This is a genomic window from Longitalea arenae (genome assembly GCF_016924755.1).
GTDB lineage: Bacteria > Bacteroidota > Bacteroidia > Chitinophagales > Chitinophagaceae > Niastella > Niastella arenae.
This window is the reverse complement of sequence record NZ_JAFFJX010000001.1, coordinates 349,852-366,136: the sequence shown is the minus strand read 5'-3', so window position 1 is coordinate 366,136 and position 16,285 is coordinate 349,852. Positions and strand designations below refer to the sequence as shown.

Sequence of the window (16,285 nt, the reverse complement as noted above, 5' to 3'; positions counted from 1 at the left end):
GCTTATGGGGACCCTTGCCATCATAGCACTTACACACGCTGTGATCATCAAACGCTTTATCGCATGCCTTTTGATAGTCGCCGGTTTATTAACTGTTCATACCTCTTTTGCCCAGGAAAATAGTTTCATTCATTATGATGTAAAGGACGGGCTGGCGGGCTCTACCGTGTATGACCTTTGCCAGGATAATCAAGGCTTCATCTGGTTTGCCACAGAAGCCGGCATCAGCCGCTTTGATGGCACCAATTTTAAGAACTTTACTACCAGCGACGGCTTGCCCGAAACAGAAATTATAAAACTGTTTGCCGACTCAAAAGGAAGGATCTGGATGGCTCCCTTTAAAAATAACGTCTGCTATTATTATAACGGAAAAATATATAACCAGGAAAACGACCCGCTGCTTAAAAAGATCCACCTCACATCTGTTATCAGTATATTTCATGAAAGCTCAGAACAGGAAATTGGGTTTGTAACAGATAATGGGGTCATCATCATTTCTCCCCGCAACGACGTTAAAGTATATAACGCGAGTTTAGAGGGAAACCGCGTTTTTCTTAGGCCTAACCCGCTGGGCAGGGGTTTTCAACTGAACGTAAACACCCAGTGCTTTATCGTTAGCGACGGAAAGATGAATAAAGTACCCTGCAGTACGCTTGCCCGCCCAGTGGCATGGCACCCAAAACTGCAAGAGGCCCGGCTCCGTTTAAAATTCACAAGCGAGGATTATACCAGGAACGTTGATAATTTGTTGTTTACTAATACATGGAGCGGTGCGTGGATGGTAGACACCACCACATTCGATCATTATGAGGAACGATTTCTGAAAGATAAAAAGATCAGCCACTGCCTGATCGACAGAGAAAAGAATATCTGGTTCGCTACCCTGGGGGAAGGTGTTTATAAACTGGCATCCCGGGCATTTAAAACCTATTACTTTCGGGAGAACCGGAACTCAGAGATCTTTTCGCTCACAAAAGTAAATGACAGGTTATATGCTGGCGCCGCGTTCGGCCGGGTGTATGTTAGGCAGGGAAGCGGCATAGATACCCTGAACCTGAATCCCGAGTTTGAACGATCTTCTAACGCCAATTCAAGCAACCGGGTAACCTGCCTCAAACGAACAAAAAAAGGCACCCTGTTAATTGGCTCTGATGGACTATTGATAAACAAAACGCCTAAAGGGATCGAAAGCTGCTCCCGCACTTATGCATTAAAATCAATCGACGAGCTGGAAAATGGCTTGTTGTTGGTAGGTACCGCTAAAAGGACCGTACTGGTTGATCCGGATAAACTGGAAGTAAGGGACACCATCTGGAACAATCGTACAACCAGCGTTTGCTGTTATTATAACGATTATTATATAGGAACCATAAACGGATTATACATTGTAACAAAAACCAAACAGGTTCGCTACCTGGGCGATGAATGTGCACCATTACGCCAACGGATCAGTTATTTTGCCAGATCAACCGACGGACGGCTTTGGATTGCTACTTATGGCGCCGGTGTCGTTTGCATGAAAGATGGCCGGGTGATCAACCAGATCACTACCCAGGAAGGTCTTTCAAGTAATATCTGCAGAACCCTGTTCGTAAATAATAATTTCCTGTGGGTAGGCACCGACAAAGGACTCAACAAAATTAATATCAGTCAGACCCCATATCCTGTTACCACCTACAGTACTTCCGACGGCTTGCCCACCGACATTATAAATGCCATATATGTTGACGGTAATACTATTTATGTGGGTTCTCCTGCCGGGCTTACCTGGTTCGACGAAACCAAAGTAGCCGATTTCTCCAAATGCAATTTGCGCATCCTCGAGATTTCAGTAGGGAATAAAGCGCAGCCACTGCAGGACAGTTACAAGCTCAGTTACCTCGAAAACAGCTTAAAGATCTCCTATGCCGGCATTTCCTTTAAATCAGGCGGCAGTATCTGGTACCGCTACCGGCTGAAGGGTTTAACGAATAACTGGGATTCCACGGTTCAAACCATGCTCGAGTATCCTTCCATCCCACCCGGCAGGTACGAGTTTGAGTTGATCGCCGTAAATAAGAAAGGCATTATCAGCAATCCCGTAAAAATTGCCTTTATAATAGAAGCCCCATTCTGGCAAACACTGCCCTTCCAGGTTCTGGTCATTGCGGCTGCGGTGCTGATCACCTGGATGCTGGTTGCCTGGCGCTTCAGCATCCTGCGCAGGGAAGAACAGGAAAGAACTTCCATACAGCAAAAACTGAATGAACTGGAACAAATGGCATTACGGGCGCAAATGAACCCGCATTTTATATTTAACTGCCTAAACAGTATTCAGAATTTTATAATAACAAACGACCTGGAGTCATCAAACTGGTACCTGTCGGAGTTCGCCCATTTGATCAGGCAAACGCTCGATAATTCAGAAAAAAGCACGATCTCCATTACTAACGAAATAAAATACCTGAAGCGATACCTCGAGCTGGAAATGATGCGCTTTGGGCACTCATTCCATTATACCATTGAAACAGATCCCGGGATAGATGCCGATATGGTTCATATTCCCACAATGATCTTGCAACCCTATATTGAGAACAGCATCCGGCATGGCATCAGATATAAGGAAAACGGGGCCGGGCGCATAGATATCAGCTTCCTGAAAAGCAACGACGGCTTTGTATGTATTATTCAGGACAATGGCATCGGACGTAAAAAAGCCCAGGCCTATAGATCACAAATGCATGTTGAGTATCAATCAAAAGGTATGACGCTGACCGCAGAAAGAATAAACATTTTAAATCGTCAGTTAACTGATCCCATAACCATTGAAATAAACGATCTGACCAATGAAAACGGCCAGGCCACAGGCACTAGCGTTACCATACGTTTTCCCCATACCATTACTTTAAAACCTGTGAAAAAATGATACGCACCATCATTATTGACGATGAACCCAATAATATCGAGGCGCTTAAACAGCTCTTAACGAAATACTGCCCGCTCATAGAACTGATCGGCCAGGCTGAAAATATCCGTACCGGGCAGGCCCTGATCCTGCATACGCAACCCGACCTGGTATTTCTCGATATTGAAATGCCATTTGGCAATGCTTTTGAACTGCTGAATAACCTCTCGCCGGTTAATTTTGAAATAATATTTGTTACAGCCTTCGATAATTACGCCATCAATGCCATTAAATATTCGGCCCTTGATTATTTATTGAAACCAGTTAATATAAAAGAGCTTCAGGCAGCGGTGCAGAAAGCTGCCGAACGTATTAAGACAAAAAATATTACCACGAAAATTGATACGTTGCTGTTCAACCTGTCGGTAAGCAAACCTGTTTTGCAAAAAGTAGCGTTGCCTACGCTCGACGGGTTGGTCTTTGTAAACATCAATGAACTGGTTTGGCTGGAAGCAAGAGGCAGCTACACATTTGTATATATGCACGATCAGCAAAAGATAATGGTGTCACGTACATTAAAAGAATTTGAAGACATCCTACCCGTTGAAACCTTTTCCCGGATACACCAATCCTATATCATCAATCACTCTTTTATAAAAAAATATAACCGGGGCAGAGGAGGAACCATTGAAATGGAAGATGGGACTATGATAGAGGTTTCTATGCGTAAGAAGGATGAGTTTCTCTCCAAATTTAAATGACTAAGCAGGCGTTTCAGGGATTTCGAGATTTTGAGATTTTGCGATTTTGCGATTTACCGGACTGTTCGAATTGGAACAAATCACCAAATCTCAAGATCTCGAAATCAAAAATTACAGATCACTATTTGAGTGCTTTGATTTTTTCCCAGATCTCAGGTATCCGCTTCACCCACACCAGCTCTCTTTTTTTGGCAACAGCATCCTCAGCCGGCGTTCCAAAATATACCTTACCACCTTCCAGGGATGAAGGCACCCCGCTTTGGGCAAGCAGTACCGCATTATCACCAATGGTAAGTGTTTTGGAAACCCCAACCTGCCCCCACAAAATAACCCCATTGCCAAGCGTTGTGGCGCCCGCTATGCCCACCTGTGCAGCCAGTAAACAGTTTGTGCCCAAAACAGTATCATGACCAATATGAACCATATTATCGAGTTTACTGCCCCGGCCTATGCGGGTATCGTGCGATACCCCCCGGTCGATGGTACAACCTGCACCGATCTCCACATCATTTTCAATGATCACCCGGCCACAGCTTTCCATCTTCTTATACCAAACCTCACGGTCCTTCCTGGTATTGTAGTAAAAAGCGTCTGATCCTATTACCGTACCCGATTGTATGATCACGTTATCGCCTATAACACAGTGGTCTAATATGGTAACATTGGGACCGATGAAACAATCCCTGCCAATAATTACTTCGTGCCCGATATAAACGTTGGGCGCAATATAGGTTCCTTCACCAATAGTAGCCGAGTCGCTCACCGGTTTATCGGCAGGTTTGAAAGGCCGGAAATGTCGTACAATGGTTTGATACGCATCGAAAGGTTTGTCAACGATCAGCAATGCTTTTCCTGCAGGACAATCTGTTTTCTGGTTGATAATGATAAAAGTGGCTGCAGATTGCAAACACTTATCGTAATATTTGGGATGATCTACAAATACCAGGTCACCGGGTTCTACTTTATGGATCTCATTTATACCTGTAGCTATTCCTTCTGTATTGCCTGTAAGCTCAGCGCCTATCAAATTGGCTATCCATTTTACCGAAACGGGAGCAGGAAATTTCATATCCAATGAATTTTGGCAAAAGTAACGCACGTTACGCACACCGATCGGGTAATTATTCCCATCAGTTTCATGTTTTCTGATATATTACCGGTTCAGGTAATCATTGTCATCGTGAATTTTCTATAACACCATCCGTTTATTACTCATCCGGGTACTTCATACCCGCTTCAACAACCGGTTACATCATTCAGAACAGCCATTGCCGGCAGTATTTATCCTTTTCCATCATCTTTTTGCCAAAAAAAGAAGGACGCTTACCGGCTTCATCAATGGATTTTTTTACTGCGATGTATGTTTAGTCATGTTGTTCATCAAACCTGCAATTGATTACGTGTTATAATATCTCTTTCACAACGCATTGCATAGAACCCGCTGTACATGCATGTTTCAGCGAATGAAAAAACAGTGAGTAGCATTGCAGATAACATGAAGAGGTTATAAATTTGTACTCAGCATTGCACTTAACGATGAATTACGGCTTCGCTTTTCCCCATTACATAAAAAAAATGTGAATAAAATTTATTAGAAAATTTTTTTAGATAGAAAAAATTATTTTTAATATTGTGGAGGGAAATTTATTTCCCGGTACTTACTAACCCATCCACATAATGAATCTCCCGGCTCACCGGGAGATTTTCTTTTGTATGCATCGCTATTTCATTATCTACAAACCATACCAGGTACTATCGCAGTTCACTTCTGAAGAAGGAAAGCAAACATTGAAAACATTCTTTAACGTGCCAACTGATGTATATGCTGTTGGCCGTTTAGATTACGATAGTGAAGGATTGCTTCTGCTTACCAATGATGCCTCATTGAATCACCGGCTGTTAAATCCATCTTTTGCACACGAAAGGGAATACTGGGTACAGGTGGATGGTGATATACATGAACAAGCATTGCAGGAATTGCGATCGGGGGTTTCAATAACCATCGACGGTAAGAAATATAAGACCCGGCCTTGTAAAGCAACGCGTTTCACTAACACACCGCCTGTTCCGGATCGCCATCCACCCATTCGATTCCGGAAAGACATTCCAACCAGCTGGATCAAACTGGTATTAACAGAAGGTAAAAACCGGCAGGTTAGAAAAATGACTGCTCAAACCGGCTTCCCTACCCTGCGTTTGATCCGTTACCGCATTGGTGGAATCAGTCTGGAAGGATTATTACCAGGCGACATGCGCGAAATGAATAAAAACGACATCTATACCCGCTTATTTGGATAAAGGCGCATGCTTTACCGCAAGATTCAGGGGCGCCCAGGCCCCTGAATCTTGTGGCTTTACTTGCAACTTATTCATTACCTTGCTAAAAAAAGGTACGTTATGTTGAAATCAATGACCGGCTTTGGACGAAGTGAACAAACCGTGGGAGATAAGACCTTCCTGGTTGACATTAAATCGCTGAATGGAAAACAATTTGAACTCTCATTAAAAATACCGGCTTTTTTGAAGCCTTTCGAATTTGATATAAGAACACTGTTATCTAAAAAACTGGGCCGCGGAACCATAGATTGTACGATCAGCCTCAAGGAAAGCGGCGCTGCAAAACCGGTAAGCATAAACACCGACCTGGCAAAAGCCTATTATCAGCCGATTGCAGAACTATCACAGGCATTGAACCTCGATCCCTCACATATCTTAAGCACCCTTATCAAATTACCGGAGGTGATCACCCCTACCGGTGAAACCCTGACCGACGAAGAATGGGACCATTTCCAGAAGGTCATTGAAGCGGCAATAGAGAACCTCACCACGCACCGCCTAGAAGAAGGCAAGATCATGGAAGGCGACCTGCTGTTGCGCATAAGCAATATTCAAAAACAACAGGAGATCATTGCTACCCTGGAACCTTTGCGCAAACAAAAGATCAGGGAAGGATTGACCAAAGTGCTGGAAGAAAATGTGGGGAAAGAGAACTACGATCCGAACCGCCTGGAACAGGAACTGATCTACTACATCGAAAAGATCGACCTCAGCGAAGAACAGGTGCGTTTAAAGACCCACTGTGAATATTTCAAGAACATTTTAAGTGAGCCGGAAGACAGTAAAGGCAAGAAACTATCATTTGTACTGCAGGAGATCGGCCGGGAGATCAATACCACCGGCGCCAAAGCTTACGATTCATCCATTCAAAAGTGCGTGGTACTTATGAAAGATGAGCTGGAAAAAGCAAAAGAACAGGTACTGAACGTTCTTTAAAGGTACAAGCGCCCAAGGTACAAGGAATACCCGCTATCATGCAAGCCTTGTGCCTTCAGCCTTGCGCTTTTCACCTCTAACCTGAGCCTTACACCTGCGGCCCCGAGCGCTTGCACCCTTATAACCTGATCCTTATCTTTGTAAAAACAGTGTCCCTTGAATAAGAGCAAGTTTATTTCTTACTTCTTCCTCCTCCTTACTTCGTACCTCGTTCTCCCGGGTTGTGGTACTGTAGATGTTTTTGAAAAGCACGCCACCATTCCCCGGCAATCCTGGGCCAGTAGCTATAAACCCGAAATAGCATTCAATATAGAACCCAAAGACACCACGGCCCGGTTCAATATTTATATTGTGATCCGGCATACCGACGCCTATCGCTATAAGAATATCTGGATCAATGTTCATACCGAAAGCCCCAAGGGGGTTATCAATAACCAGCCGCTTAACCTGCAACTGGCAACCGACGACAAAGGCTGGCTGGCCAGTGGTATGGACGATATTTTCGAACACCGTATCATGATCACTCCCCCGAATTCTCCCGAAAGGCTAAGCGCAGGCATTTACCGCTTCAAGCTGGAAAACATCATGCGGGAAGACCCTTTGAAGAACGTTATGAATGTAGGGATCCGCCTTGAAAAAGTACTTTAGGCAATCATATGTTGGCTCATGGACATATTTACTAAAAAGCGTCTCGCCATTGCCAGTATTGTTTACTGGCTTCTGCTGGCTTACATAATAGTAGCGCTGGTATGGTGGTTCATTGCCCTCGAAAAACAGAACGACCGCATGGCCCAGTATAAGTTCAGCGAGCTTAAACTCGATGATCCGGCCTTCCAAATTAAATACCAGGCAATTGCCGACGAAGAACATATAAAAGACGTTCAATACATTGGCGAAGGCGCTACATTTCTGATCGTAATATTAATAGCTTCCATATTTGTTTACCAGGCCGTACGGCGACAAATACGATTACAATATCAGCAGGAGAACTTTATGATGGCCATTACGCATGAATTGAAAACGCCTATTGCGGTGGCCAAGCTTAACCTCGAAACCCTGCTCAAGTATTCCCTGTCAGACGAAAAAAAACTAAAAATGCTGCAGGCCACCCTGCAGGAAACGAACCGGCTGAATACCCTGGTAAGCAATATCCTGGTATCATCCCAGCTGGAAGGCGGCCGATACCGCATGGCAAAAGAAGAACTTGAATTGAGCGACCTGGTAAAGACCGCCGTCAGCGAATTCAGGAACCGGTTCCCCGACCGTCCCTGGCAATGTGAAGTAGAATCCGAAATCGACATTAACGGTGACCCCTTACTGTTACAGATACTGGTGAACAACCTCATTGAAAATGCCATCAAATATTCACCCAAAGAAGCGCCCATTACTATCAAGCTGCTTCAAAAGAACAGGACCATCCTCTTCCAGGTCATTGATGAAGGGCCCGGCATACCAGGCAATGAGAAAAAACAGATCTTCGAAAAGTTCTACCGCATAGGCAATGAAACCACCCGCACCACCAAGGGCACCGGCCTGGGACTCTACCTTTGTAAAAAGATTGTAGAAGATCATAATGGACAGATCAAGGTGACTGATAATTTACCCAGAGGCAGTAATTTTATGGTAAGTTTTACTGTAAAACATACCCATGAACAATAAACCATCGATATTACTGGTTGAAGACGAAGAAAACCTGCATGAAGCGCTCAAGCTGAACCTTGAACTGGAAGGGTATGAAATTACTTCCGCCTTTACCGGCAGTGAAGCCCTGCAAAAAATACACAGCGAATACTTTGATCTCATCATACTCGACGTAATGCTCCCCGACGTTGATGGCATCAGCATAACCGAAACCATCCGCGTTCAAAACAATCAGGTGCCTATTTTGATCCTCAGCGCGAAAAACACGAGCTCAGACAGGGTACTTGGCTTAAAGAAAGGCGCCGATGATTACCTCACCAAACCCTTTAACCTCGAAGAGTTGTTACTGCGCGTGCAGAAGCTGATTGAAAAGAATAAAAAGATGCAGGACAAGGACACGGTGGGTGATACTTACCAGTTTGGCGGGCACACTATTGATTTTAATGCGCAGGAAGCAGTCACCAAAGAAGGGGAACGCATTCAACTCAGTAAAAAAGAAGCCATGCTGCTGAAGCTCTTGTTCGAAAACAAAAATGATGTGGTGCCCAGGGAAAAGATCTTACAAACCGTATGGGGGTACAACGTATACCCAACCACCCGCACCATCGATAACTTCATATTGAATTTTCGTAAATATTTTGAACACGACAGCCGTAATCCCCGTTATTTTCATTCTGTACGGGGTGTTGGTTATAAATACACGGAGTAGTAATTGGCAAGGGCCAAAAAAAATAAAAGTGTAAGTAACAAACTTAACCATTGAGTACTTCGGAGGCTGCCGGTCAAATCAGGCTTTAACAGCCAGCAATTCTTTTAAAAGCTGCTCCGTTTTGTCTAACAGGGCTTCCATACTGCTTACAGACTGCCCCGGCGTGTACAGCGCCCATTCACATTCATCAAGTATAGCCGAAAACTGGCGGCTCGTTTCCACCGCTACATTCTTTTCTATCAACAATTGAGTGATGTGGTACTTGTTCATTCGGGAAGGCAATACCTGCCAGTTATTGGCCACAACCTTCCAAAGTGCATTCTGTACTTCCCGGTAAAAGGCCTGTTGCTGCTGGTTTTGCAAAGCCTGTTTGGCGCCCGCCGTTAATTCGTGCACCATTTTTTCAGCAGAAGGGGGCTCCTGCACGGGAGCCGCGGCTGCCTGTATCATTGCTTTCTTTTTCGCCCTTTGTAAAGAAACAACCTGGTATACAATACTGGCAATAATAACCAGTACAATACCGGCAAACCAGAAATAATGTGGTTTAATTGCAGAAACGGGATCAGCAGAAGCAACACGACCGGTATCTGATTTCGGCAATCCCGGTAATACATGCAGTGTAATAGAATCGCTGGAAGCGGTCTTATACCTGTTCTCAACGGGATCATAATACGGCAGGTGTACAGCAGGAATAACATAATCCCCGGTATCGGGAGCAGCGAAGGAATATTCAAAACTTTTGGAACCACTTAACGGAAAAACATATTTGTTTACATTTTCCTTTACAGCAGGTTCTGCCGTATCTACGCCCTTAGGCCATTTAATGGCTGGCGGTGTAAGCAGTGAAAGATTACCACTACCGCTGATAGTTACCTGTATTTTTACCAGGTCACCCGCGTGTATGGGAGCATCGGGTACAGTAACCATAAGGGTGTACTGACCAACCGCGCCTGAGAAATCAGCGGGCTGATGGGCCGTAGGCAAAGGCTTTACGGTAATTTTTTTAGGCTCCGTACGCAAGATAGTGCGATGATTGATAGCCGTCGGGAACATGGGCCGGCTATTGCGGCCCGACCATGACCCGCCTTTTTTGCCCATCGGCTCATCGGTCTTTATAAAGTGAATAACACTTTCAATCTCAGCCGGGTCAAGGGTATAAGTACCTTCCTGCAACGGGAACAATTGTACTTTGCGCACCAGGTTCGTATAATACGAACGGCCATTCAACCTCTCAATATCCGGCCGGCCATCATAGGCATCCACCATTTCCATTACACTAAAGCCGGTCAAAGAGGGCCGTTTCACTACCTGTGAATTGGCATTCAGGCGCGAGTAGGCTTTATAAACCACCATCAATGGTTCACCAACATAACAGGACGTTTTGCTGGTCTCAACGCGCAGGAATAAATTCTTTTCTATTTTATCTTTTATGTCCTCACCTGGATGTAATACAGATTCTTCTTCCGTGTCAATATCATCAGGATCGATATTGTTCATACCAGGAACACCTGGTTTTACCGCGATCTTTACAGAATTGGAATGCATGGGCTTTCCATGGATGATAGCCGTAGCGCCGGGAATCGTGAACTTTCCTTTCCGGGTAGATAACAGCACTATAATTTTGGAATAAGTATCGAGGCCGCGGCCCAAATGCGATGAATTGTAATCAAACTCTTCCGCTACTTCAAAATCCTTAAACCGGGGTACTTTAAACTGGCGGATGTTACTGGCCCCTTCAACAATATACTGCACCTGGAAGGTCTGGCGTACCGAAATGGTTGACTCGCTGACCAGCGTATAAAATCTTACCTGCGCCTTCAACAGCCCCGGGGCCAGACAGCAAAACAGCGTTAATAAAATGATATGTAGATATTTCCTGATGCTTGCTATTTTAGGATCAGCAATGATTATGACTGTAACAAATATAAATTTTGCCGGTTTAGGCCGCTCAACATCTAAGCGTTAAAGGACAGTTAAACCAATAGGCAAAGGACAACAGGCAATAGACAAGGTTGAATGGTAAAGGCATTAAAAAAAGTCATTGCCTGTACAGTCAAATTGGGATCATCAATCCTAAACAACTAAGCGCCAACAGTCTATTGATCTTTGCCGATTGTCAATTGTGATTACCAATTGAATTACAGGTCGCCCAGCTGAGGACGCAGTACGATCTCTTCCACACAGGCCTGTGGCGATAATTGAGCAGCCATATAAACCATTTTCGCAATATCATTCGCTTCCATAATGCGTTTGCGGCTTACACCGCTGCCCTCCCAGGAATCGGTATAGGCAGCGCCGGGATAAACTGCAGTGACTTTGATACCATGCGGTTTCATTTCTTCCCGCAGGTTGGTTGAAAAGCCGGCCAGGGCATATTTACTGATGCTGTATGCGCCTCCATTCGGGTAAGCTTTCAGTGAAGCAATGGAACACATGTTGAAGATATGTCCGCCTTTTTGTTCAATCATGCGATTGATCACCGACCGGGTCACATGATAGGCGCTGTACAGGTTCACCGCCAGCATATGCTCCAGCGTACCATCAGGCTCATTGTGCACGCTGCCAGGATCGAATAAACCGGCATTATTAACCAGTACATCAATGGAAAGGTCCAGACTCAAGATCCATTGGCCAAATTCAATCGCCTGCCCTTTTACCGAAAGATCGAATGCTTTGGCTTTTACCTTAACATCCGGATACATGGTCATCAGTTCCTGCACTGCATTATACAAAGCCACTTCACTACGGGAAGTAAGTACCAGATCATGGCCGTTCTGTGCAAATACATGGGCAATTGCTTTGCCTAATCCTCTTGAAGCACCGGTAATTATAACATTCATAATTGCTAAATTAATTACAAAACAGGTCAGCACAAAGCACTATTAGCTGGTACATAGAGCGTTTGCCAGATGTATAGAGCGGTCTGCTGCATCAGGTGAAAACGACACGATTTCGTAACTTGCGTCATGAAGTACCAGCACATCTTTTTTGACCTCGACCATACTTTGTGGGATTTCGAAACCAATAGTCGCCAAACCCTTGAAGACCTCTATCACTCCTATGACCTGTCCTCAAAAGGTGTTCATAGCTTCGAATTGTTCTACAAAGGTTATTTTCTGCACAATGAAAAACTGTGGGACCGGTTCAGAAAAGGATTTATCAAAATAGACGACCTGCGCTGGAAGCGTATGTGGCTCACCCTGCTCGATTTTAAAATAGGCGACCAGAACCTGGCCATGGATATGGCAAAACGTTTCCTCGACCTTTTACCCACGCGCAAAACATTGTTTCCGCACACTGTAGAAATATTAACATATTTAACCGGTAAGGGATATAAGCTGCACCTCATCACTAACGGGTTTGAACAAACACAGCATTACAAATTAAGAAATGCGGGTATCCACAGCTTTTTCGGCGAAGTGATCACATCAGAAGGAAGCAGTTATATAAAACCGAACAAAGAAATATTCCATTATGCATTTGAAAAAACAAAAGCATTACCCGAAACAAGCATCATGATCGGTGATAATGTAGAAGTAGATATCCAGGGCGCCATTAACGCCGGCATCGACCAGGTGTACATGAATCATTTGAACATTGCCCCTTCCATACAGCCCACCTATACGGTTTATTCACTGAAAGAGCTGGAGAATATATTTTAAGATGAAATTTGCCACCGGTAAAGCTGGCACACTATAAATGAAAAGGTGAGCCTTGATAAGAAGCTCACCTTGTTTAATATTTTGTGTTACTGATTGCGCCCGTATCGGTTGCCCGTTTGCCAGCTCGGCTGGCCGGCACCTCACGTTATAATGAGCCGAGTACGGTTACACCGCCTTTCACCACTTCGTTCAACTTTACACTGATCTTGGCATCCAGCGGTAGCAACAGGTCTACGCGGCTGCCGAATTTAATGAATCCCAATTCACCACATTGTTCAACCTTTTGTCCTACGCTCAGATAGTTTACAATACGTTTGGCCAGTGCGCCGGCAATCTGTTTTACGAGGATCTCGCCTTTCGGATGGCGGATCACCACAGAGTGCCGCTCATTTTCGGTTGATGATTTAGGATGCCATGCAACCAGGTATTTGCCTTTATGATACTGGTTATAAACCACTTCACCGGTAACCGGGTTACGGTTCTGGTGCACGTTTGCCGGACTCATAAATATAGAAACCTGCAATCTTTTATCCTTGAAATACTCTTCATCATATACTTCTTCAATAACCACTACCTTGCCATCGGCAGGAGCAATGATCAGGTTGCTGCCCAGCATCAACTTGCGGCGGGGAACCCGGAAAAAAGAGATCATGAACAACAACAAGCCCAACGTAACAATAAATATCAGCCAGCTGATCCAGGCAAAGTAGGCGCTGATGAATGAAAATGATGCCAGGTTTATTACCGCAAACAATATCGCGCTGATCAATATACTCCTGTAGCCTTCTCTATGAATGGTCATTTAAAAATTTTGAGGGGTTAAAATTACAAAATAGTATCGCACCAAGCTTATTTCTTTATTTGGCGGTATGGGCAACGCCAAATTTATTCCATTGTTTGTTGGCAAATTCCCGGAAAGCTTCCGGCGCATCGTCAAACTTCTTTTCCACTTCTTTTTCGCCGCCCAGTTGTTGCGATCCTTTTACCACTGTTGTGGTTCCTTTTATCAGGTAAAGCTCTTTTCCTTCATAAAACACCAGTTTCTTTTCATCCGGGCCCGGTTCCGATCTGCAGCCCTTTGCGAGGGCAAAGCCTACTTCCGCAATGTCATCGCCATCGAGATCCGTCACGGTTAAAGAATTGTTGAAAAAATTACACCGCACATCCCAGGCGCATTCATTCACCACTTCGCTGATCTTCCATACTTCGGTGAAAGAATTGTCGGCCGTTTTTACAAAATGATATGCATATAAACGCGCCCCGCGGGTAGCGTCATGCACACTCGACCAGTAAACGCCGGTTTGGGTGAGTATCACGATGTTCTCGCCCCTTTTATCTTTCCATCGCTTACCCGCTTGTATCTGGCCTTTGTATAATTTCTTGCTGATCATACCGGCATTAAATGCCAGCATGGGCACCGGTTTGTCATCAGGTGCGGCGGTACAGCTTAACAGGGTGGTTAACAGGATAATGATCAGTAGTTGGTGTTTCATTTGAGTACCAGTTGAATATATAACCAAACAAATGGAATTGCTAACAGTAATGAGTCGAACCGGTCTAAAAACCCGCCGTGCCCCGGCATTATATGCCCACTGTCTTTCACATTGGCCATCCGTTTCAACTTGCTTTCCGCCAGATCCCCAACCGTACCCACGATAGCAGCAATAGCGGCAATGGCAATCCAGTGTATTACAAAATAGCCATTGGCAGGTGGAACAAAGTAACCCAGTAACGCAATCACCACCACGCATAGTATAGCACCACCTACAGTTCCTTCCCAGGTTTTCTTGGGCGATATCTTTGAAAAGGGTGTTTTGCCTATTAATGAACCTACAATGTAGGCCATGGTATCGTTTATCCAGATGGAGAAAATAAGGCCGCAGGGGATCACTTTTCCCCAATTGTCGAGCGACAAGAGGATATTATCCTTATCGGGCGGGATAAATGATGTGCGAAGGTCCATCATTAAACCCCAGGATAAAGAAATATACAGCAAACCTATGGCCGAATAACCGATGTTCCTGGGTTTTATTTCCCGCGCAAATAATAATTCAATGATGGGCAGAATGAAAATGAACAATAAACCAAGGAACCAGCCTATTTCATGCAATGGAATTCCGAAAAGCTGAAACCGGTCATTGGTGAAATACAACATGATGCACCAGCCTGCCAATTTCACGCCATATTTATGAAAAGGCGTAATTGTCGTATAGTCAGGATCAATTGATCCTACCAGTTTCTGGAACTCCGTCCAGCAACCAAAATGAATAATGCTGAATAATATAAAAAAACTCCAGTGGTTCCATAATAAGCCTAAAAGCATCACTGCCACGAATACTACTGCAGTAAGCGACCGGGTCTTTAATGTGTTTACATTGAGCGCCATAGGCGAAAGCAAATAGTTTTTTAAGCCATGAACTGATTGGTAGGCGTCAGCTCATCGATATTATACTCTTTGGAATAAGTAACTGTAGATTGTTTTTGAAAATACCAAAGGATGGCCCAAACAACAATGCCACTCACAATAGCTGCCAGAACCGGCGTTTCAGGATTTTTGTCAATATACTTCGGCGCATAGGAAGCCGCTATCACCTGCACCGCATTATTTACGAAATGAGCGATCATACTTGTATAAATACTGCCACTGTACCAGTAAAATGCGCCCAGAAGGATGCCGAGGAACATCCTTGGCAAAAATCCCATGAACTGCATATGAAGCGACGAAAATAATACGGCTGTTATGATAATTCCAACCCAGGCATTGCGGGTGGCATGGATCAGTATCCGTTGCAGTGCGCCCCTGAAACACAATTCTTCCCCAATCGCCGGCAACAAGGCGATGATAAATACATTTACCAGGATATCGACGGTACTGTTCACCTTCAGAAAAGCGGCCATTTGCATGGCAGCCTGCTGCTCCAGTCGGGTCAACGACTCTGGTAAAGGAATGGCTTCATTGAGTTTACCTAACCAGAATACAAAAGGCATGGCCAGCAAAATAGCCACGACGGCCAGGATGTACATGTTTGCCTTTTCGGCCTTCCTGAGGCCCAGGAAATGACCGTAATTCCCTGTAAATGTAATTCTTGCGTATAAAAATGCAGGAAGCACGAACAACAGGATCGAGGAAATGGCCTGCACCCATTTGGTAACGCTCATAATGTGAGGGTCCTTCCAGTTTACGTTTTCCAGGGAAGTAACACTGATACCACTGGCCTGGTAAATGATCAGGGATATTACCCCGATTAAAATGTACGCCAAACCAAAGATCCCGAGGAACAATCCCAATTGTGACAGGGGTGATTTTATACGTAAATGACCTCTCATAGGCTGGTATAAACAAAGATTAGTGTGT

At 44.5% G+C, this 16,285-nt stretch carries 15 protein-coding genes; 8 read left to right on the top strand and 7 right to left on the bottom strand.

Features of this window, described 5'->3' with window-relative positions:
• The first annotated feature begins 4 nt into the window (after positions 1-4).
• Both JT717_RS01625 and JT717_RS01620 read left to right on the top strand, forming a co-directional pair.
• Positions 5-2,905, top strand: a complete 2,901-nt coding sequence (locus JT717_RS01625) for a sensor histidine kinase (protein WP_205508440.1) — start codon at positions 5-7, stop codon at positions 2,903-2,905.
• Positions 2,902-3,645 (top strand): LytR/AlgR family response regulator transcription factor, encoded by a 744-nt coding sequence (locus tag JT717_RS01620; protein WP_205508439.1) that lies wholly within the window; start codon positions 2,902-2,904, stop codon positions 3,643-3,645. Before JT717_RS01625 ends, JT717_RS01620 begins: the two co-directional genes overlap by 4 nt.
• 121 nt (positions 3,646-3,766) lie before the next feature.
• Here JT717_RS01620 and JT717_RS01615 read toward each other — a convergent pair whose 3' ends face one another.
• Entirely contained in the window at positions 3,767-4,714 is a 948-nt protein-coding gene (locus JT717_RS01615) for a UDP-3-O-(3-hydroxymyristoyl)glucosamine N-acyltransferase (RefSeq protein WP_205508438.1), read from the bottom strand.
• Between the two features lie 644 nt (positions 4,715-5,358).
• Here JT717_RS01615 and JT717_RS01610 point away from each other — a divergent pair.
• The 5 genes from JT717_RS01610 to JT717_RS01590 all read left to right on the top strand — a co-directional run bounded on the left by JT717_RS01610 (position 5,359) and on the right by JT717_RS01590 (position 9,268).
• Entirely contained in the window at positions 5,359-5,943 is a 585-nt protein-coding gene (locus tag JT717_RS01610) for a pseudouridine synthase (RefSeq protein ID WP_205508437.1), read from the top strand.
• Positions 5,944-6,042: 99 nt separating this feature from the next.
• Positions 6,043-6,918 carry a YicC/YloC family endoribonuclease gene (locus tag JT717_RS01605; RefSeq protein ID WP_205508436.1) on the top strand — a complete coding sequence of 292 codons (876 nt, stop codon included), beginning with the start codon at positions 6,043-6,045 and terminating at the stop codon, positions 6,916-6,918.
• Positions 6,919-7,074: 156 nt separating this feature from the next.
• Positions 7,075-7,566 carry a gliding motility lipoprotein GldH gene (locus JT717_RS01600; RefSeq protein WP_205508435.1) on the top strand — a complete coding sequence of 164 codons (492 nt, stop codon included), beginning with the start codon at positions 7,075-7,077 and terminating at the stop codon, positions 7,564-7,566.
• An 18-nt stretch (positions 7,567-7,584) separates the two neighbouring features.
• On the top strand, positions 7,585-8,577 hold the full coding sequence (locus tag JT717_RS01595) for a sensor histidine kinase (RefSeq protein ID WP_205508434.1): 993 nt from the start codon (positions 7,585-7,587) through the stop codon (positions 8,575-8,577).
• A complete protein-coding gene (locus JT717_RS01590; protein ID WP_205508433.1) occupies positions 8,567-9,268 on the top strand; it encodes a response regulator transcription factor in 702 nt (233 codons plus the stop codon). Before JT717_RS01595 ends, JT717_RS01590 begins: the two co-directional genes overlap by 11 nt.
• Positions 9,269-9,346: 78 nt before the next feature.
• Here the strand turns inward: JT717_RS01590 and JT717_RS01585 are convergent, their stop codons facing one another.
• The gene (locus tag JT717_RS01585; protein WP_205508432.1) at positions 9,347-11,089 is read right to left on the bottom strand and encodes a BatD family protein; all 1,743 of its coding nucleotides are present in this window, start codon (positions 11,087-11,089) and stop codon (positions 9,347-9,349) included.
• Positions 11,090-11,406: 317 nt separating this feature from the next.
• Positions 11,407-12,108: an SDR family oxidoreductase gene (locus tag JT717_RS01580; protein ID WP_205508431.1), complete on the bottom strand. Its 702-nt coding sequence runs from the start codon at positions 12,106-12,108 to the stop codon at positions 11,407-11,409.
• A gap of 126 nt (positions 12,109-12,234) precedes the next feature.
• Between JT717_RS01580 and JT717_RS01575 the strand changes: the two genes are divergently transcribed.
• Positions 12,235-12,930: a YjjG family noncanonical pyrimidine nucleotidase gene (locus tag JT717_RS01575; RefSeq protein WP_205508430.1), complete on the top strand. Its 696-nt coding sequence runs from the start codon at positions 12,235-12,237 to the stop codon at positions 12,928-12,930.
• A 145-nt stretch (positions 12,931-13,075) separates the two neighbouring features.
• On the opposite strand, the gene JT717_RS01570 is transcribed toward JT717_RS01575, so the two are convergent.
• Genes JT717_RS01570 through JT717_RS01555 form a run of 4 tightly spaced genes read right to left on the bottom strand, consistent with a single transcriptional unit; the run spans position 13,076 to position 16,257 of the window.
• Positions 13,076-13,732: a phosphatidylserine decarboxylase family protein gene (locus JT717_RS01570; protein WP_205508429.1), complete on the bottom strand. Its 657-nt coding sequence runs from the start codon at positions 13,730-13,732 to the stop codon at positions 13,076-13,078.
• Positions 13,733-13,787: 55 nt separating this feature from the next.
• Entirely contained in the window at positions 13,788-14,423 is a 636-nt protein-coding gene (locus JT717_RS01565; RefSeq protein ID WP_205508428.1) for a M949_RS01915 family surface polysaccharide biosynthesis protein, read from the bottom strand.
• Positions 14,420-15,316 (bottom strand): phosphatidate cytidylyltransferase, encoded by an 897-nt coding sequence (locus JT717_RS01560; protein ID WP_205508427.1) that lies wholly within the window; start codon positions 15,314-15,316, stop codon positions 14,420-14,422. Before JT717_RS01560 ends, JT717_RS01565 begins: the two co-directional genes overlap by 4 nt.
• A gap of 20 nt (positions 15,317-15,336) precedes the next feature.
• Positions 15,337-16,257, bottom strand: a complete 921-nt coding sequence (locus JT717_RS01555) for a CPBP family intramembrane glutamic endopeptidase (RefSeq protein ID WP_205508426.1) — start codon at positions 16,255-16,257, stop codon at positions 15,337-15,339.
• Between the last annotated feature and the right edge of the window lie 28 nt (positions 16,258-16,285).